Below are 17,558 nucleotides of genomic sequence, written 5' to 3'. Positions count from 1 at the left end.
GCTTTGATTAGTGAATTTCTTTCTGCAGACAGGCGGAGTATTTCCCGGTTAATTCAAGAAGAGCGCGCTGCTCCTCCCCCGTCAGGTTCTGCAGAGCTCTGTTTTCTGCCAGAATCAGGGGAGAGATAACATCGTCCATGAGTTTCTGCCCCTGTTTTGTCAGAAGGATAACTTTGGTTTTCTGACTGCCGCTGGCAGGAGCCAGAACCAGATATCCCTGCCGTTCCATTTTTTTCAGCAGCGAATTAATGGTCTGGGGCGGATAGTGCCAGGCAGCGCAGAGCGCAGTCTGAGTGAGAGGCTCGCTGCTTTCATACAGGGAATAAAAAAGCCACAGGGCCGAGTCGGACAGGTTACATTTTTTTGCGTAAATATGATAGATTTCATCAATTTCTTTATAAAGCTGATTGAAAAGCTCCATAGCTGCGGACAGATGTTCTCGCATAGCATTCTCCTTTATTTCGAAACATGGTATATGCATTTTAATCCGATTTCGGATAAAAGTCAATGCGCAAGAATAGAAGTCTGATGCGGCGGGGGAAATTGCCGGAGCACTGTTTGAAAAGTTCCCGTATAAAATTTCAGTAATATACATATTCTGATTCTGGCTTATAATTTTTATTATGTATTCAGCGGGGGACGCTATGAAAACAGAGATCAGCAGAAATACAAAAAGAGCCGGGCGGATTGCGGCGGATATTCTTTATGATATTGCCGGCAGTATTCTGTATGCTGCCGGTATCTGGACTTTTGCGAAAAACGCGGATTTCGCGCCGGGCGGGATCTCCGGTCTGTCTTTGATCCTGAATCACCTCTGGGGAGTTCCTCTGGGGCTTACAACCCTTCTTCTGAATGTTCCTCTTGCAGTGATCAGCTACAGGGTAATCGGGAGGGGATTTCTGCTGAAAACCGCTGTCAGTATGCTTATTTCCACATTATTTCTGGACATTATATTCCCTGCGTTTCCCATTTACCGGGGGCATCGGATTCTGGCGGCTGTGTATTCCGGCGCGTGTCTCGGGGCAGGAATGGCTTTGTTTTATATGCACGGTTCTTCATCCGGGGGGATTGACTTTGTAGCAATGGTAGTGAAAAAAAAGAAGCCCTATTTTTCCCTGGGGGTAATTACCATGATTATAGATGTTGTAATTATCGCGCTCGGCTGGCCGGCTTTCGGAGACGTGGACTCCGTGCTCTATGGAGTGGCATCGACAGCCGTTTCTACTATCGTTGTAGATAAGATTCTGTATGGAATTGCGGCGGGAACGCTGGCAATTATAATAACAGGCAGAGGAAAAGCGGCGGCGCGTCAGATCAGTGAAGTAACAGAGCGGGGAGTGACGATTGTCAGGGGAACGGGAAGTTATACAGGAGAGAGCAGGGAGGTGCTTCTGTGCGCCTGCTCCAAGTCGGAGGCATATCGGGTAAAAAATGCAGTGCTTGAGGTGGACGAAAGCGCATTTCTTATGTTTACCGAGACAAGTGAGGTGTTCGGAGAAGGGTTTATGGGGAAGAAAATATAGAAAAGAAAGCAGAAGTGTCTGAAAAAGATGCTTTTGCTTTTTAATTTATGAGGCTCTATATCCGGGGTTGAAAAATGCTGTCTCATGCCGTAAAATAAAATGCAATGGACTGCAGTCAGCCATATCGAACAGCCGGCAGGTGTCAGTCAGATAGAACGGAGGTCGGATAAACCGATGGAAATGATACATTCCGAAAATCTCATATATGAATATGACAAGCGTGATGAGGAAGGCAACATCATAGGGACAAACCGCGCTATTGACGGTGTGAATATTGATGTGCCCCAGGGCTCTTTCGTGGCCATACTGGGACACAACGGCTCAGGGAAATCTACCCTGGCCAAGCACATGAATGCGATTCTTGTTCCCACAGGCGGAACTATGTGGGTGGACGGCCGGGACACGAAAGATCCGGCAGAGCTGTGGAATGTAAGACAGACCGCCGGCATGGTTTTCCAGAACCCGGACAACCAGATTATCGGAACTGTAGTAGAAGAAGATGTGGGATTCGGCCCGGAAAATCTGGGCGTGCCTGCAGACGAGATCTGGAAGCGGGTGGAGGACAGTCTGCGTGCGGTAGGAATGCTGGAGTACCGTACTCATTCTCCGAACAAACTGTCCGGCGGACAGAAGCAGAGGGTTGCCATAGCCGGAGTCATTGCCATGGAACCAAAGTGCATTGTCCTGGATGAACCTACTGCAATGCTGGATCCAAATGGACGGCGGGAGGTTATTGATGCGGTAGAAAAGCTGCAGAAGAAAAAAAATGTTACAGTTATTCTGATTACCCATTATATGGAAGAAGTGACTGACGCGGATCAGGTGTTTGTTATGGATGACGGGCATATTGTTATGCACGGTACACCCCGGGAAATCTTCAGCCGGGTGGACGAGCTGAAGCGGTACCGGATGGATGTGCCCCAGGTTACCATGCTGGCAGAGGAACTGAGAAACCGGGGGCTTGACCTGCCCCGGGGTATCCTGAGAAGGGAAGAATTGGTGGAAGCATTATGTCAATTAAGTTAGAACACGTGAATTATGTATACAGTGAGGGGACGGCTTATGAGAAGCGCGCGCTGAAAGATGTAAATCTTGAGATCCCCCAGGGACAGTTTGTGGGAATTATCGGACATACCGGTTCCGGAAAATCCACCCTGATTCAGCATCTGAACGGACTGATTAAAGCTACGTCGGGAACGGTGTACTATGACGGACGCAGCATATATGAAGAGGGCTATGATATGCGAAAGCTGAGAGGACAGGTGGGGCTTGTATTTCAATATCCGGAGTATCAGCTTTTTGAAGTGGATGTTATTACCGATGTATGTTTCGGTCCGAAAAATCAGGGCCTGTCCCAGGAGGAATGTGAGCGGAATGCCCGGTGGGCGCTGGATCTGGTGGGTTTTCCGGAAAAATATTATAAACAGTCCCCCTTTGAGCTGTCCGGAGGGCAGAAACGCCGGGTGGCAATAGCAGGCATTCTTGCCATGCATCCGAAGGTGCTGGTGCTGGATGAGCCTACGGCCGGTCTGGATCCGAAAGGGCGCGACGAGATACTGGATCAGGTGGAACATCTCCACAAAGAGACCGGAATGACAGTAATCCTTGTGTCGCACAGTATGGAAGATATTGCCCGGTATGTGGAGCGGATTATTGTGATGAACCGGGGAGAAGTGATGCTGGACGGGACGCCCCGGGAAGTATTTTCCCACTATAAAGAACTGGAAAAAGTGGGGCTTGCGGCGCCCCAGGTAACCTATGTGATGCACGACCTGAAGGAGAGAGGTTTTTCGGTATCTCCGGATGCAACTACGATTCAGGAGGCGGCAGATGAGATAATGAGGAGTTTACATGGTTAGAGATATTACAATCGGACAGTATTATCCGGCAGAAAGCCGGATCCACAGACTGGATCCCAGGGTGAAGATTGTCTGTACCCTGCTTTTTCTGATATCCTTATTTATACAGAACAGCCTTCTGGGATATGTTGTTGCCACAGCCTTTCTGGGGACAGTCATACATCTGTCAAAAGTGCCGTTGAAGTACATTGTCAAAGGGCTGAAACCTGTTGTAATTCTGCTTCTTTTTACAGTGGTCATGAATCTGCTGCTTACAAGAGGCGGGGAGACTCTGGTTCATTTCTGGATAATCACAATTACGGAAGGCGGTCTGCGGACATCGGTTTTCATGGCAGTGAGGCTGATGTATCTGGTTGCAGGATCTTCCATCATGACATTTACCACTACACCGAACGGTCTGACAGACGGAATCGAGAAGCTGCTTCATCCGCTGAACAAGATCCGTGTTCCGGTCCATGAGGTGGCCATGATGATGTCCATCGCCCTGCGGTTTATTCCGATTCTTCTGGAGGAAACGGATAAGATTATGAAGGCCCAGATGGCCAGGGGAGCGGATTTTGAGTCAGGCAATCTGATCCAGAGAGCCAGGGCCATGATTCCCATCCTGGTGCCTTTGTTTGTGTCTGCGTTCCGTCGGGCAAATGATCTGGCAATGGCAATGGAGGCCCGCTGCTATCACGGCGGTGAGGGACGGACCAAGATGAAACCGCTGAAATATCATGGAAGAGACCGGGCAGCTTATGCTGCGACGATCCTTTATATGGTAGTTATTTTTGTTGTGGGCAGATTTGTTCCATTTAAGCTGTGGATTTTCTGACGGGCTGGTACAGATGTGTATCTGCGGAGACGGGGAGAGCAAAGATTATGAAGAGAATCAGACTGACAGTTGCCTATGACGGTACAGGCTACTGTGGATGGCAGGTGCAGCCAAACGGTATAACTGTGGAAGAAGTATTAAACGCGGCTCTGTCGCAGCTGACAGGCGAGGAGATTAAAGTAATCGGCGCCAGCCGGACAGATGCAGGGGTACATGCAGAAGGGAATGTGGCAGTGTTTGATACAAAAACCGGCATCCCTCCGGAGCGGATTGCATATGCGGTAAACCGGTTCCTTCCGGAGGACATTGTAGTTGTAAAATCGGAGGAAGTGCCGGAAAACTGGCATCCCCGTTACCAGGATTCGGTAAAGACTTATGAGTACCGGATTCTCAACCGTGAGATGCCGGATCCGGTGCGCAGATTTACGACATTTCACGTGTCTTATCCGCTGAATCCGGAGGCAATGAGAGAGGCGGCGGGCTATCTTCGGGGAGAACATGATTTTAAAAGTTTCTGCAGTATTCACACGAATGTAAAAAGTACGGTGCGTACGATCTATGATATTACGATTGAAAGAGACGGCGATATTATTACGCTTCGGATCAGCGGGAACGGGTTCCTCTACAATATGGTGCGCATTATAGCGGGAACTCTGATCAATGTGGGGAGAGGCGCATGGCCGCCGGAAAGAATAAAAGAAATTCTGGAGTCGGCAGACCGTGGAAAAGCGGCTGCAACGGCTCCGGCCAGAGGACTTATATTAAAGGATATCCGGTATGAGGAATAAAAGCATATTATCCCATGCCGGATATTTCCGGTTGGGCGGATTTGCCCTTCTTTTGCTTGCTATTTGTTCATAATATTGTTAGTATAAATTTAGTTGGATGCAGTCTTCAGGCAGGGCGGATCAGGCACAGATACAGGGACCGGGGAACTTTGAACGTAAGCGGGGACGGGCAGAAGCCAGCGCCGGCGCTGTGCGGACAGCGGTACATGCTGACAGGCTGCAGAATGCACGAATATGTAATTTGAGGAGGAAAAAAGATATGAGAATCTATGAGGCAAATGATTATCAGGACATGAGCAGAAAAGCGGCCAATATCCTGGCGGCACAGATTATTCTGAAACCGGACTGCGTACTGGGGCTTGCAACCGGTTCTTCGCCCATCGGTACATATGATCAGCTTGTGGAAGGATACAACAGAGGAGACCTGAATTTTGCTGAGGTAAAAACAGTTAATCTGGATGAGTATATCGGGCTGGATCATGAGAATGACCAGAGCTATTATTATTTTATGCACAGCCATCTTTTTGACCGTGTCAATATTGATCCGGCAAATACAAATGTGCCGGACGGCATGGCGGAAGATATTGACGCAGAGTGCGAAAGATATGAGAAACTGATCCGTTCACTGGGAGGTGTGGATATTCAGCTTCTGGGAATCGGGCGCAACGGACATATTGGTTTTAATGAACCGTCAGATATTTTTGATAAGATGACGCACTGCGTTGATCTGACAGAGAGCACTATTGAGGCGAACAAGAGATTCTTTGCATCCGCGGATGATGTGCCCAAACAGGCAGTTTCCATGGGAATCGGAACGATTATGAAGGCAAAAAAGATCCTTTTGATTGCCAGCGGAGAAGATAAAGCAGACGCGGTTGCACAAGCGTTCTTTGGCCCGGTGACGCCGGAAATGCCGGCTTCCATTCTTCAGTTCCACAGTGATGTTGTTGTAATCGCAGACAGCGCCGCACTGTCAAAGTGCCCTAAATAGAAAGAATGTCCGGAACAGGGAAGTAAAGAAACGGGCCGGCACAGTAAAGATATGAAAAGCCTGAAACAGGAGAAGGGAACGGATGGAGACGACAGAAAAAGGCAGGTATGAGAATCATCGCTGTGTGCTGGAAGTGTGCGCAGACAGTGTAGAGTCTGCAATTGCGGCACAGACAGGAGGAGCAGACCGGATAGAATTGTGCTCTGATTTGATTATCGGAGGCACATCGCCGGGCGCGGCTCTTTTCCGCCAGGTCCGCAGATATACAGATCTTGAGGTACGTGTTCTTCTGCGCCCCAGATTCGGCGATTTCTGTTACAGCAGATATGAACAGGATGTGCTGAAGGAGGAAGTGCAGATGTTTCGGGAACTGGGAGCTGACGGAGTTGTAATCGGCAGCCTTAATCCTGACGGAACGCTGGATATGGAGCAGATGGATGAGATGGTACATCTGGCCCAAGGCATGAAGATAACCATGCACCGGGCTTTTGACGTGTGCCGGGATCCTTTTGAAGCGCTGGAGCAGTGCAGAAAACTGGGGATTAATACAATCCTGACCAGCGGACAGAGAGCGTCCGCATGGGAGGGGAGATTTCTGCTGGCAGAGCTGATAAAAAAGGCGGAAGGGAAAATCGAGATACTGGCCGGCGCGGGAATCGGACCGGAGACGATTCCGGATCTTGCGGCATTTACCGGAGTGAGATCTTTTCATATGTCAGGAAAAACCGTGAAAGAGAGCAGAATGCTCTTTCGCAGGGAAGGGGTGCCCATGGGGCTGCCGGGATTTGATGAATATAAAATCTGGCAGACTGATGAGGCAAATGTCAGAGCTGCGTCCCATATCCTCAGTCATCTGACAGAATCCGGCTGAATTTATCCGGCGGTATGGGTCTGAAACAAAAATAAAATCAGACGAAAAGAACGGTAAAAGAAAGAACAGACAAAGAGACAGCTTTGACAGGTAAAAATAATTCGCACTAAATCTATTGAAAATACACAGCTTCACTGCGAAAATAGAATTATTACAAAAAATTTTTTCGCGGTGAGGCTGAAATGGGAAGAAAAGAACAGAGAATACAAAAGAAACTTGAAAAAAATCCAATTAGAGAACTTAATAAAATCCAAAACAGATATTATAGTCAGCTGTTTTGGAAGTTTGCCCAAACAAAGGATCCCCGACATCCGAGCTATATCACATATACAAACCGGATGATGCTGGGGACTTTATATTATAAGGGAATCGCGGGGATTGACAGTATGCAGGAGATGACAGAACAGTTTAATGAAGAGACGGTTTCTAAAAATCTGTCTGCATTTATAGGGGAAAAAGCCGGGGAATACGTTCCCCATCATGTAACAGAGAATGAGTATCTGGAAAGGCTTGCTCCTATGGAGTTGGAAGAAATCAAGCAGGACCTGGTGTATCATCTGATCCGGAGACGATGCTTTGAGGATGCAAGATATAAGAAAAAATGGCTGATCATAGTGGATGGGACACAGCTATACTGCGGACAGAGAAAACTGAATGAGCATTGTCGGGAACGGTGCTGTAATAAGGGAACAGACAAAGAGATCACACTGTATCACCGGGATGTGCTGGAGGCGAAGATCTTCTTTGGAGAAAAGCTGGTAGCCAGTATAGGGAGTGAATTCATCGAGAATAACGGGGAAGACCGGAAACGCCAGGAAAAAATGAGTGCGGAGGAGATCAAACAGGATTGTGAGACCAAAGCATTTACCCGATTGGCAGGACGGATCAAGAAAAGATTTCCCCGGCTGCCGATCCTGCTGCTGGCAGACAGTCTGTATGCATCAAAACCGGTTATGGATCTGTGCAGGGAATATAAGTGGGAATTCCTGATCCGGTATAAAAAGGGAAGTATTCCGAGCATAGCGGAAGAATACGAAAAGATACCGGAAAAAGGGAAAACAGAGAAAGCCGAATTCGTGAATGATATTGATTATGATGGCAAACCGGTACACGTATTAAGATATCGGGAAGAAAAGGCTGGAGAAACAACAGAATTCCAATGGCTGAGCAGCATAAGGATTACCAAAGGGAATGCGGAAAAGATGGCGGAAACGGGAAGAAAGCGCTGGAAGATAGAGAATGAAGGATTTAACCGGCAGAAGAACTGGCAGGGAAGCATTACCCATACATGCAGCTGGGATGACCAGGCGCAGAAGAACCATTATCTGATGGCACAGATCTCGGATTTTGTGAAACAGTTGTATGAGTATTATTATCTGGAGAAGAATGGGATCAAAAAGAAGCAAAAAAATATATCTTCTGATTTGTTAGCCAGCTTTGGACGGCAACTAACAAAAGAAGATATATTCCCAGTTGATGAAAATACACAGTCATTCAACTGAGATAAGTATAGCAAAGGAAGTGGTGCCTGCCAAGAGGAAAATGAACTGAATTATCTACAAAAAGAGGAAATTCGGTCATCAGGGCCTTAAAAGTGAATAAGTTCGGAAGAAAAACCAGTGTTGTGGATAACTTATTTTTTCTTAGAAATTCATTGGCATATGGCAGGTAAATATATTTTTACCGTTTAAAACTGACAAAGAGAAAACAGGCTTGACAAACGGCGGGGGATAGTCTAATATCTCTCTGTAAGAACAGAAATATAAAACAAACGCTGTGAAGGGAAGAAGTAGCAGAATACCGCGAAAACAGAAAGCAGCCGGCTGATGAGAGGCGCATGATACGGTTTTGTGAATACATCCCGGAGCTTCACACCGAAAATCAGTTTATTGACCAGTAGGCTGTGACGTGAGTGCACGTTACCGCACAGAGTGCTGATTTAGGCACTTACAGAGCCGGACAGTGTGAGCTGCCCGGAAAACAAGGTGGTACCGCGGTTATATCCGTCCTTATTGTCAGACAGTAAGGACGGATTTTTTGTTACGTCAGACGACTTCGGCGAAAGGGGACGGACCCTTTTTCAAAGGGGTCCGTCCCCTTTCAGCGAAGTTGTCTGACATTTTGGAAAATCACAAACGGGAAAACAAGAAAAGGAGAGAAAGAAGATGGGAATTTACGAAGAACTTCAGGCGAGAGGGCTGATCGCCCAGGTTACGGATGAGGAGGAAATCCGGGAGCTTGTTAATAATGGAAAGGCTGTTTTTTATATCGGCTTTGACCCTACGGCGGACAGCCTTCATGTAGGCCATTTTATGGCTCTGTGTCTGATGAAGCGTCTGCAGGAGGCGGGCAATAAGCCGATCGCGCTGATCGGCGGCGGCACGGGATATATCGGAGATCCTTCCGGAAGGACAGACATGCGAAGCATGATGACACCGGAGCAGATTCAGCACAACTGTGACTGTTTCAAAAAGCAGATGAGCAGGTTTATCGATTTTTCCGAGGGCAAAGCTCTTATGGTAAATAACGCGGACTGGCTGCTGGATCTGAATTATATTGAACTGCTCAGAGAAGTGGGCCCACATTTTTCTGTTAACAGAATGCTTGCCGCAGAGTGCTACAAGCAGAGGATGGAGAGAGGATTGAGCTTTCTTGAGTTCAACTACATGATCATGCAGGCATATGACTTCTACGCATTGTTCCAGAAATACGGCTGCAACCTGCAGTTCGGCGGAGACGATCAGTGGAGCAACATGCTTGCCGGAACAGAACTGATCCGCAGAAAACTGGGCAAGGATGCAGGCGCTATGACGATAACCCTGCTTCTCAACTCAGAAGGAAAGAAGATGGGAAAAACCCAGTCCGGCGCTGTATGGCTTGACCCGGAGAAGACTTCTCCTTTCGACTTCTACCAGTACTGGAGAAATGTGGCTGACGCCGATGTGCTGAAATGTATCCGCATGCTTACCTTCCTTCCGCTTGAAGAGATCGATAAGATGGATTCCTGGGAAGGAGCGCAGCTGAATACGGCAAAAGAAATCCTGGCATTTGAGCTGACCAAGCTGGTACACGGCGAGGAAGAAGCGAAGAAAGCCCAGGAAAGCGCACGTGCGCTGTTCAGCCAGGGAAATGCGGCAGAGATGCCAACAGCAGAGCTGACAGAGGAAGATTTCAAAGATGGCAGCATTGATATTTTATCCATGCTTTCCAGAAGCGGTCTGGTGCCGTCAAGATCTGAGGCAAGACGTGCCGTACAGCAGGGCGGCGTTACCGTGGACGGTGAGAAGGTAACCGACATCAGTGCATCTTACACAAAAGACGCGCTTTCAGGAGACGGAGTCATTCTCAAAAAAGGAAAGAAAAACTTCCGAAGAGTTATAGCAAAATAATAGCGTTTCAGCGCCGGCATACAGGGACAGACGCCCGGATGCCGGCGCTGACGTAAAAAGCAGAGATATAAAAAGCAGAGACATAAAATGCACAGACAGGAGGAGATATTATGGCATTTCGTGAAATCAAAGCAGAGGAGCTTCAGTTCAATCCCTTTACAAAAATCGGAAAAGAATGGATGCTGGTCACAGCCGGCGACGAGAAAAAGCACAATACCATGACTGCAAGCTGGGGCGCCATGGGCGTTATGTGGGGCAAAAATGTAGTAAGCGTATACCTCCGTCCCCAGAGATATACAAAAGAATTTGTGGATGCGGGTGAACTGTTTACAGTGTCTTTTTATTCCGCGGATCACCGCGGCGCTCTGAATATATGCGGCACAAAATCAGGCCGGGACTGCGATAAGGAAAAAGAAGCCGGACTGACTCCGTATTATACAGATGGAACAACAGCATTTGAAGAGGCAGATATGATCTTTGTCTGCAGAAAAATGTATGCTCAGCCAATGGGACCGGAGTATTTTACCGAGGACTGGATTGACGGAAAATGGTATCCGGATAAGGATTATCATGTGATGTACATGGCGTCCATCGAGAAAGTTCTGGTGAAAGAGGACGCCGGGAAATAAGAATTGTCCGGAGAAACACAGGGCAGAAGACCCGGGATCCGGGAAAATGGAAAAAAGGAAGCGGCTTTTCAGGAGAAAGCCGGCTTCCTTTTTCTGGTATAGTCTTTTTTCTGGTATATAGTCTGCTTATACAGATTTTCCCGGTTATACAGAAATCTATTTCCGGTACGCGAATTTCGGAAGGCCGTTTTCTTCGGGAACTTCTACGCTGCCCTGAACAAGTGGAAGAGCATAGTCGATAAAGGCCTGGCCGATGTCGGAGCCGTTGTTTGTGATCCAGTCCAGAGGAACTGTTTTTTCCTGATTGCAGATCTGGTTCACGTCTTCTGTAGCATATTCCATCTTGTATGTATCGCCGTCGATCCGCTTAAAGGAGATCATCTTTCCGGTCTCGCCTGCAAGTGCGGCCTGTACGCCGTAAGCGCCTGCTCCGATGGCCTCCTGATGGTCCGCGGCGGAAAGCATGGAGGAAGAGCAGCGCTGGCAGACGTTGAGCTCAATGGAGCGAACCTTAACGCCCAGGCGTGCTTTTACCAGGTTTTCCAGATATTTACCGGATCCGGTGAGCATCTTGTGACCGAAGTTGTCCACACCCACGTCGCTGGCAAGCTCGCAGACGAAAGTTCCCTTGCCGTCGTTGATTCCCTCGGAGATGCAGACAACCAGGTTGGATACTTTTTCCAGAGCGTCCTGTACCTGGGAGATAAATGTCTCCTGGTCAAAGGCGGTTTCCGGAAGATAGATCAGCACCGGATTGTCCCCTTCAAATTTGCGGGCCAGGACGCTGGCTGCGGTGAGCCATCCTGCGTGGCGTCCCATGATTTCCACGATGGTAACTGACTTTTTGTTGTCATATACAGATGCGTCCACTGCCACTTCGCGAACGGTGGAAGCCACATATTTTGCCGCGCTTCCGAATCCCGGTGTGTGGTCGGTGAGCACCAGATCATTGTCGATGGTTTTCGGAACGCCGATAAAGCGGATATCGCTCTGAATGCCTTCTGCGTAGCGGGAAAGCTTGCTTACTGTATCCATGGAGTCATTGCCTCCGATGTAGAAGAAGTAGCCGATACCGTACTCTTCAAATCTGCTGAAAAGGGCCGGATACACTTCATCGCTCAGATCTTCGGGAAGTTTGTAGCGGCAGGAACCCAGATAGGAGCCGGGAGTTGTCTTTACCAGTTCCAGTTCTCCGCTTTCTTCCAGCGGTTTCATATCCATGATATGGCCGTTCAGGAAGCCTTCAATTCCGTTTACCATGCCATATACTTTGTCAAAGGAATCGCTTCTCTTAAGCGCTTCGGAGACAACTCCGTACAGGCTTGCATTGATCACTGCTGTTGGTCCGCCGGACTGTCCGACGATTACATTTTTCTTCATGTGTTACCTCCTGTTTTCCGGGCAGAAACGATCCCGCCCGGGATGTATTTTCTAGTATCTACTATATCGGAAAAAAATAAAATTTACAATACACATGGAATAACCTTTAAAATAATGGTATACTATCCGTAAACTCATACTAGGAGGAAAAGAGTTATGAAATATATTTCATTCGCCATTCCGTGCTATAATTCGGAAGCCTATATGGAAAAAGCCATTAATTCCATACTGGAAGGCGGAGAAGATGTGGAGATTATCGTAGTAAACGACGGATCAAAAGACGGGACACAGAAAATTGCGGAGCGCTATGCCGCGAAGTATCCGACAATTGTCAAAGCAGTCAATAAAGAAAACGGCGGGCACGGAGATGCAGTCAACTGCGGACTTGCCCATGCCACGGGACACTATTTTAAAGTTGTGGACAGCGATGACTGGGTGGACAAAGATTCTCTGATGAAGATTCTGGAAGCAGTAAAAGGGTTTGTAGATACTGATACCCAGGTTGATATGGTGATTGCAAATTACGTATATGAGAAGGTAGGTATGACAAAGAAAAAAGTTATCCGGTATGATAACGTGCTTCCGGAGAACCAGATCTTCCGTTGGGATGATATCGGCAGATTCCACCTGGATCAGTATATCCTGATGCATTCAGTGATTTACCGGACAGAGATGCTCCGGCTGTGTCAGCTGGAACTTCCGAAGCATACCTTCTATGTGGACAACATTTATGTGTATTATCCGCTGCCCCATGTGCGCACCCTGTACTATCTGAATGTGGATTTCTACAGATATTTTATCGGGCGCGAGGATCAGTCGGTTAATGAAAAAGTCATGATCAGCCGGATTGACCAGCAGCTGTTTGTTACCAGGACCATGATCGCGATGTATGAGCTGAAAATGATTACGAGCAAAAAGCTCAGAAAATATATGATTAATTACCTCGCGATTATGATGACCGTATCTTCCATTCTGTGCATACGTTCAAAGAAGCCGGAAAACCTTGTAAAGAAAAAGGAACTCTGGGCTTATCTGAAGAAGAAAGATTATAAAACTTATATAAAAATCCGATATGGTATTCTGGGTCAGACCATGAACCTGCCGGGACGCCCGGGACGGAAAGTATCTTCTTTGGCATACAGTGTCGCGAGAAGGCTGATCGGATTTAATTAAAAATTCCATAATTTGAATAATTTTTCAGCCATGGCGCATATTACTATTTAAAAAGTAAAGGAGTAATATGTATCATGGCTATTAATTTTTCAGAGAGTATGACAAAAGAAAATCTGATGCGGGCGTTTGCCGGGGAGAGCCAGGCCCGGAACCGGTATACTATCGCGGCCGAGCGCGCGGACAAAGAAGGAATGTATACCATCGCGGAAATCTTCAGATATACGGCAGACCAGGAACGAGCCCACGCGGAGCGGTACTATGATCTGCTGAAATCTCTGGCCGGAGAGTCTGTCCATATTGACGGCACATATCCGGTAGATCCTCAGGAAAGTCTGGAGGTGGTTCTGCGGGCTGCTGAGCACAACGAGCATGAGGAATACGCGGATGTATACCAGGCTTTCGGCGACACGGCACGGGAAGAAGGCTTTCTGGAGGCGGCCTCTGCATTTTACCAGATCGCGGAGGTGGAGCATATCCATGAGCAGCGCTTCGGGAAACTGGCGCAGATGCTGGGAAATGATACTTGGTATAAAGGAACGGAAGTGCGGAAATGGATGTGTACCAACTGCGGCTATATACATGAAGGAAAACTGGCCCCCGAGCTCTGCCCGGTATGCCGCCATGAGAAAGGATATTTTATTCCTTATGAGCTTGCATGCTATAAGGTGGAGACGCCGGGGAAATAGCACAGAAACAGAAGCAGGCATAAAAACGGACGGCAGAGATGAGGGAATAAAGTGTATTTGTATAATGGAGAGGAGACAGATGTTGAGCCAGAAAATGGAAAACCTGCTGAATCTGGCGCTGGACGCGACGCCGGAGGAACTCCGGAAATCGCAGGAACTGGATGTGGGGTATATAACAGAAGCAAATGAATGGGAGCTGATCATAAAATATTCCGCCTCCCTGGACCGGGTAAGAGAAGTGTCTGTTTCTGTTACAGAGCTGCTGAACGGGTATGCAGTAGTAATTGTAAGGGAATCTCAGATCGAAGTGCTGGCGGGACTGCCGGAGGTGGACTTTATTGAAAAACCGAAAAGTCTGTTTTTTGAGGCGGAAAACGGAAGGCGGACATCCTGTATCGATGCGGTACAGGCTCCGCCTTTTTCACTGTCCGGGCAGGGTGTGCTGGTAGGAATTGTAGACAGCGGTATTGATTATGCCAATCCGGATTTCAGAAACGAGGACGGAACCACCCGGATTGCAGCGCTCTGGGATCAGTCGGTTCCCGGAAATCCGCCGGAGGGATATAATCTGGGCCGTGAATTTACCGGCGAACAGATCAACCGGGCGCTTCAGGAAACGGATCCCGCGGCACGGCTGGATCTGCTCCCCAGCCGGGATCTGAGCGGACACGGAACAGCGGTGGCGGGCATTGCCGCGGGAAACGGCCGGGGCAGCGAAAGCAGAAGGTACCGGGGAGCAGCACCCGGCGCGGAACTGATTGTAGTGAAAATGAATTCGCCCAGGCAGGATGGTTTTCCCAGAACCACAGAACTGATGCAGGGAGTGGATTATATTGTACGCACTGCTTTGAGGCTGGGTAAACCGGTGGCGGTGAATATCAGTTTCGGAAATACATACGGCTCCCATGACGGAACGTCCCTTATGGAGCGATTTCTCAATGATATTTCACAGACATGGAAGAATGTAATCTGTGTGGGAACCGGAAATGAAGGCAGCAGCGGCGGGCATACCGGCGGGCAGGTATCTGATGAGGAAGAGGAAAAAGTGGAGATTGCTGTCCAGCCAAGAGAGACCGGTCTGAACGTACAGATCTGGAAATCCTATGTGGATGAGATGGACATTTCCGTAATCAGCCCGGCAGGCATGAGGGCAGGCCCCATTCAGGAAATTCTGGGGCCTCAGCGGCTGTTTCTGGGAGGGACGGAACTTCTTCTGTATTATGGGGAGCCAAAGCCATACAGCGTAAAGCAGGAGATTTACATTTCTTTGCTTCCGGAGTCATCCTATATTGAAAGCGGAGTATGGCAGATTGTCCTGACTCCCCGGCACATTGTGGACGGCTCCTATGAGATGTGGCTGCCCAGCCAGAATGTGCTCAATGTGGGAACCGCTTTCCTGCGGCCCTCTCCTGACACCACGCTGACGATTCCATCCACAGCGTCTCTGGTCATTACCGTGGCTGCCTATGACGCTCTGACTTTTTCCTATGCGGATTTTTCCGGAAGAGGGCCGGTTTCCCTTTATGAAGGGGAAGGGGCAAAACCGGATCTGGCGGCGCCGGGAGTGCGGATTACTGCTCCGGTGCCCGGCGGAGGCTACCGGGAGAATACAGGAACATCTTTTGCCGCGCCTTTCGTCACCGGCAGCGCGGCCCTTCTGATGGAATGGGGAATCGTGCAGGGCAACGACCCATATCTGTACGGGGAGAAGGTAAAGGCGTATCTCAGGCGGGGCGCCCGGGAAGTGCCGGGGTATGACCGGTGGCCGAACGCGCAGCTTGGGTACGGGGTACTGTGTGTCAGGGACAGCCTGCCGAACAGCTGAGAAGCCCCTGGGGATTATCGGCTGAACAGATGTACTGTGACAGGCATAATTTATCAGTATAATGATAAGCGGATAAAAAAGCACTTGCAGTAATTGCGGGTGTTTTTTATTGAAGGCAGAGGGGATATTGACACATAAGGAAATAAATTTTCAACAGAATGTTGACACTGTGTCAGAATAATGGTGTATTGCAATTAATGACACTATGTCAGAATAAAAATATAGAAACAAAATGAACAGGAGGATCAGTCTGTGATTATGCCAAGGCAGTTTCTGTATCCGTTAACTGCGGGGAAGACCCGTGGGAGAAGTATTATATACGTTTTGAAGAGCCGTCTTGTGAGACGCTGCCGGTGGGCTGCGTGCTGACCATGGTTGGGACCGGATCAGAGATGAATGCAGGGGCGGTGATCAAGAACCCGCATACTCATCAGAAGATCGGGCATGTGTTCGCTGATGAGAAGATCATGCCAAAGTTCGCCATCCTGAATCCGAAGTACACACCAGCCGTATAGCGAATGAAGATCCGCAGGACTATGAGGCGCGCAGCAATCTTATGTGGGCGGCGACATGGGCTCTGAATACTCTGGTATCCAGAGGAAAATCAACAGACTGGATGGTGCATATGATCGGTCAGTCTGTGGGCGCTTATACCAATGCGACTCACGGTATGACGCTTGCCGCTGTATCTCTGCCTTATTATCGGTATATTCTGCCTTACGGCGTACAGAAGTTCAAACGCTTTGCCGTGAATGTATGGGATATCGATCCGGCAGGAAAGACGGATGAACAGACCGCGCAGGAAGGACTTGACGCAATGGAGGCGTGGATGAATGAACTGGGGCTGGTCATGAATATTTCTGATCTGGGAGCCACAGAAGAAATGCTGGAGGGAATCGCCGGCGGCACGATTATCCTGCCGGGCGGATACAAGGTATTGGAGCATGACGAGATTGTTGAGATATTAAAGGAGAGTATGAAATGAAAAAAATATTAGTTGCATATTTTTCCGGGAAGACGTTGATCCCGTTCGCTACTTCCGGAGGCAGCGGTATCGGCGGGGCACAGAAGAGTATGCGGGAACACTGTCCGGAAGCGGAACGAGAACGTCGATCTATAATTATTTTCAGACAAAGGAAGAAATTTTTCTCGCCCTGCTTCAGAAAGAACATGAGGCGTGGATACTCGATCTGGAAGAAATGATGAAGCAGAATGATTCCATGAGCGCGGAGAAGTTCGCCGGGACTATGGCGCGGATACTGGAGAAACGGCGTACGATGCTCAAACTGCTGTCCATGAATATTTATGACATGGAAGTAAACAGCCGTCTGGAAAATCTGGTGGAATTTAAGAAAGTCTACGCAGTTGCTTTTGATGCTGTGGGCAGATGCCTTGAAAAATTTTTCCTTTCAATGCCGAAAGAGAGTATACAGCAGTTTTTATATGCTTTCTTTCCGTTCTTATTCGGCGTGCATCTCTATACTTGTCACACGGAAAAGCAGCTGGAGGCGATGCGGATTGCCGGAGTGGAAATCGCAGAAGGTTCTATTTATGAGCTGACAGAGGCTTTTGTGTTCCGGATGCTGAAATCCTTTGGGCAGTAATGACCGATCCGGAATTGAAGCGC

General features: G+C 48.4%; 17 protein-coding genes, 1 pseudogene and 1 other annotated feature. Of the genes and pseudogenes, 16 read left to right on the top strand and 2 right to left on the bottom strand.

All coding sequences use genetic code 11. From position 1 onward, the window contains the following. Nucleotides 1-7: 7 nt before the first annotated feature. Nucleotides 8-445, bottom strand: a complete 438-nt coding sequence (locus tag AC0QUU_RS00165) for a MarR family winged helix-turn-helix transcriptional regulator (protein ID WP_474543760.1) — start codon at nt 443-445, stop codon at nt 8-10. A 199-nt stretch (nt 446-644) separates the two neighbouring features. Here AC0QUU_RS00165 and AC0QUU_RS00160 point away from each other — a divergent pair, with 199 nt between their 5' ends. The 10 genes from AC0QUU_RS00160 to AC0QUU_RS00115 all read left to right on the top strand — a co-directional run bounded on the left by AC0QUU_RS00160 (nt 645) and on the right by AC0QUU_RS00115 (nt 10,867). Beyond that, on the top strand, nt 645-1,523 hold the full coding sequence (locus tag AC0QUU_RS00160; RefSeq protein ID WP_474543758.1) for a YitT family protein: 879 nt from the start codon (nt 645-647) through the stop codon (nt 1,521-1,523). 174 nt (nt 1,524-1,697) lie between these two features. Then, entirely contained in the window at nt 1,698-2,549 is an 852-nt protein-coding gene (locus AC0QUU_RS00155) for an energy-coupling factor transporter ATPase (RefSeq protein ID WP_474545488.1), read from the top strand. Beyond that, on the top strand, nt 2,534-3,382 hold the full coding sequence (locus AC0QUU_RS00150; protein WP_474543757.1) for an energy-coupling factor transporter ATPase: 849 nt from the start codon (nt 2,534-2,536) through the stop codon (nt 3,380-3,382). The genes AC0QUU_RS00155 and AC0QUU_RS00150 overlap by 16 nt, the downstream gene beginning before the upstream one ends. Continuing rightward, entirely contained in the window at nt 3,375-4,199 is an 825-nt protein-coding gene (locus AC0QUU_RS00145) for an energy-coupling factor transporter transmembrane component T family protein (RefSeq protein WP_474543755.1), read from the top strand. Before AC0QUU_RS00150 ends, AC0QUU_RS00145 begins: the two co-directional genes overlap by 8 nt. A gap of 47 nt (nt 4,200-4,246) precedes the next feature. Then, nucleotides 4,247-4,987: a tRNA pseudouridine(38-40) synthase TruA gene (gene truA / locus AC0QUU_RS00140; protein ID WP_474543753.1), complete on the top strand. Its 741-nt coding sequence runs from the start codon at nt 4,247-4,249 to the stop codon at nt 4,985-4,987. 259 nt (nt 4,988-5,246) lie between these two features. Beyond that, a complete protein-coding gene (gene nagB, locus AC0QUU_RS00135) occupies nt 5,247-5,978 on the top strand; it encodes a glucosamine-6-phosphate deaminase (RefSeq protein WP_474543751.1) in 732 nt (243 codons plus the stop codon). Between the two features lie 82 nt (nt 5,979-6,060). Next, nucleotides 6,061-6,849 carry a copper homeostasis protein CutC gene (locus AC0QUU_RS00130; protein ID WP_474543749.1) on the top strand — a complete coding sequence of 263 codons (789 nt, stop codon included), beginning with the start codon at nt 6,061-6,063 and terminating at the stop codon, nt 6,847-6,849. Between the two features lie 182 nt (nt 6,850-7,031). Then, entirely contained in the window at nt 7,032-8,351 is a 1,320-nt protein-coding gene (locus AC0QUU_RS00125; RefSeq protein ID WP_474543747.1) for a transposase, read from the top strand. Nucleotides 8,352-8,616: 265 nt separating this feature from the next. Then, nucleotides 8,617-8,863 (top strand) — a binding site (T-box leader). 151 nt (nt 8,864-9,014) lie between these two features. Continuing rightward, on the top strand, nt 9,015-10,238 hold the full coding sequence (gene tyrS / locus AC0QUU_RS00120; RefSeq protein ID WP_474543745.1) for a tyrosine--tRNA ligase: 1,224 nt from the start codon (nt 9,015-9,017) through the stop codon (nt 10,236-10,238). A 110-nt stretch (nt 10,239-10,348) separates the two neighbouring features. Next, nucleotides 10,349-10,867, top strand: coding sequence for a flavin reductase (locus AC0QUU_RS00115; RefSeq protein WP_474543743.1), 519 nt, complete (start codon nt 10,349-10,351; stop codon nt 10,865-10,867). A 156-nt stretch (nt 10,868-11,023) separates the two neighbouring features. Here AC0QUU_RS00115 and AC0QUU_RS00110 read toward each other — a convergent pair whose 3' ends face one another. Beyond that, the gene (locus AC0QUU_RS00110; protein WP_474543741.1) at nt 11,024-12,247 is read right to left on the bottom strand and encodes a 6-phosphofructokinase; all 1,224 of its coding nucleotides are present in this window, start codon (nt 12,245-12,247) and stop codon (nt 11,024-11,026) included. Nucleotides 12,248-12,403: 156 nt separating this feature from the next. On the opposite strand from AC0QUU_RS00110, the gene AC0QUU_RS00105 reads away from it, so the two are divergent. The 6 genes and pseudogenes from AC0QUU_RS00105 (at nt 12,404) to AC0QUU_RS00080 (ending at nt 17,535) form a co-directional block, all read left to right on the top strand. Further along, nucleotides 12,404-13,420 carry a glycosyltransferase family 2 protein gene (locus AC0QUU_RS00105; RefSeq protein ID WP_474543739.1) on the top strand — a complete coding sequence of 339 codons (1,017 nt, stop codon included), beginning with the start codon at nt 12,404-12,406 and terminating at the stop codon, nt 13,418-13,420. Nucleotides 13,421-13,494: 74 nt separating this feature from the next. Continuing rightward, nucleotides 13,495-14,106: a rubrerythrin gene (rbr, locus tag AC0QUU_RS00100; RefSeq protein ID WP_474543737.1), complete on the top strand. Its 612-nt coding sequence runs from the start codon at nt 13,495-13,497 to the stop codon at nt 14,104-14,106. 79 nt (nt 14,107-14,185) lie between these two features. Beyond that, nucleotides 14,186-15,931, top strand: coding sequence for a S8 family peptidase (locus AC0QUU_RS00095; protein ID WP_474543735.1), 1,746 nt, complete (start codon nt 14,186-14,188; stop codon nt 15,929-15,931). Between the two features lie 239 nt (nt 15,932-16,170). Further along, nucleotides 16,171-16,916 (top strand): annotated as a pseudogene (locus AC0QUU_RS00090) (iron-containing alcohol dehydrogenase); the annotation flags it as partial. After that, the gene (locus AC0QUU_RS00085; RefSeq protein ID WP_474543733.1) at nt 16,913-17,134 is read left to right on the top strand and encodes a flavodoxin; all 222 of its coding nucleotides are present in this window, start codon (nt 16,913-16,915) and stop codon (nt 17,132-17,134) included. The pseudogene AC0QUU_RS00090 and the gene AC0QUU_RS00085, both read left to right, overlap by 4 nt. After that, nucleotides 17,131-17,535 (top strand): hypothetical protein, encoded by a 405-nt coding sequence (locus AC0QUU_RS00080; RefSeq protein ID WP_474543731.1) that lies wholly within the window; start codon nt 17,131-17,133, stop codon nt 17,533-17,535. The genes AC0QUU_RS00085 and AC0QUU_RS00080 overlap by 4 nt, the downstream gene beginning before the upstream one ends. Nucleotides 17,536-17,558 lie beyond the last annotated feature (23 nt).

The organism is Mediterraneibacter sp. HA8405 (assembly GCF_056148955.1).
The sequence above is the reverse complement of the archived record's forward strand: the minus strand, read 5'-3'. Positions and strand labels throughout refer to the sequence as shown.

Excerpts from the sequence above, each read along its gene's own strand:
- AC0QUU_RS00165 (WP_474543760.1), bottom strand. The coding sequence starts at position 445 with ATGCGAGAACATCTGTCCGCAGCTATGGAGCTTTTCAATCAGCTTTAT.
- truA (WP_474543753.1), top strand. The coding sequence starts at position 4,247 with ATGAAGAGAATCAGACTGACAGTTGCCTATGACGGTACAGGCTACTGT.
- AC0QUU_RS00125 (WP_474543747.1), top strand. The coding sequence starts at position 7,032 with ATGGGAAGAAAAGAACAGAGAATACAAAAGAAACTTGAAAAAAATCCA.
- AC0QUU_RS00085 (WP_474543733.1), top strand. The coding sequence starts at position 16,913 with ATGAAAAAAATATTAGTTGCATATTTTTCCGGGAAGACGTTGATCCCG.
- AC0QUU_RS00145 (WP_474543755.1), top strand. The coding sequence starts at position 3,375 with ATGGTTAGAGATATTACAATCGGACAGTATTATCCGGCAGAAAGCCGG.
- AC0QUU_RS00095 (WP_474543735.1), top strand. The coding sequence starts at position 14,186 with ATGTTGAGCCAGAAAATGGAAAACCTGCTGAATCTGGCGCTGGACGCG.
- nagB (WP_474543751.1), top strand. The coding sequence starts at position 5,247 with ATGAGAATCTATGAGGCAAATGATTATCAGGACATGAGCAGAAAAGCG.
- AC0QUU_RS00080 (WP_474543731.1), top strand. The coding sequence starts at position 17,131 with ATGATGAAGCAGAATGATTCCATGAGCGCGGAGAAGTTCGCCGGGACT.
- AC0QUU_RS00150 (WP_474543757.1), top strand. The coding sequence starts at position 2,534 with ATGTCAATTAAGTTAGAACACGTGAATTATGTATACAGTGAGGGGACG.
- AC0QUU_RS00115 (WP_474543743.1), top strand. The coding sequence starts at position 10,349 with ATGGCATTTCGTGAAATCAAAGCAGAGGAGCTTCAGTTCAATCCCTTT.
- AC0QUU_RS00160 (WP_474543758.1), top strand. The coding sequence starts at position 645 with ATGAAAACAGAGATCAGCAGAAATACAAAAAGAGCCGGGCGGATTGCG.
- AC0QUU_RS00130 (WP_474543749.1), top strand. The coding sequence starts at position 6,061 with ATGGAGACGACAGAAAAAGGCAGGTATGAGAATCATCGCTGTGTGCTG.
- AC0QUU_RS00105 (WP_474543739.1), top strand. The coding sequence starts at position 12,404 with ATGAAATATATTTCATTCGCCATTCCGTGCTATAATTCGGAAGCCTAT.
- AC0QUU_RS00110 (WP_474543741.1), bottom strand. The coding sequence starts at position 12,247 with ATGAAGAAAAATGTAATCGTCGGACAGTCCGGCGGACCAACAGCAGTG.
- AC0QUU_RS00155 (WP_474545488.1), top strand. The coding sequence starts at position 1,698 with ATGGAAATGATACATTCCGAAAATCTCATATATGAATATGACAAGCGT.
- tyrS (WP_474543745.1), top strand. The coding sequence starts at position 9,015 with ATGGGAATTTACGAAGAACTTCAGGCGAGAGGGCTGATCGCCCAGGTT.
- rbr (WP_474543737.1), top strand. The coding sequence starts at position 13,495 with ATGGCTATTAATTTTTCAGAGAGTATGACAAAAGAAAATCTGATGCGG.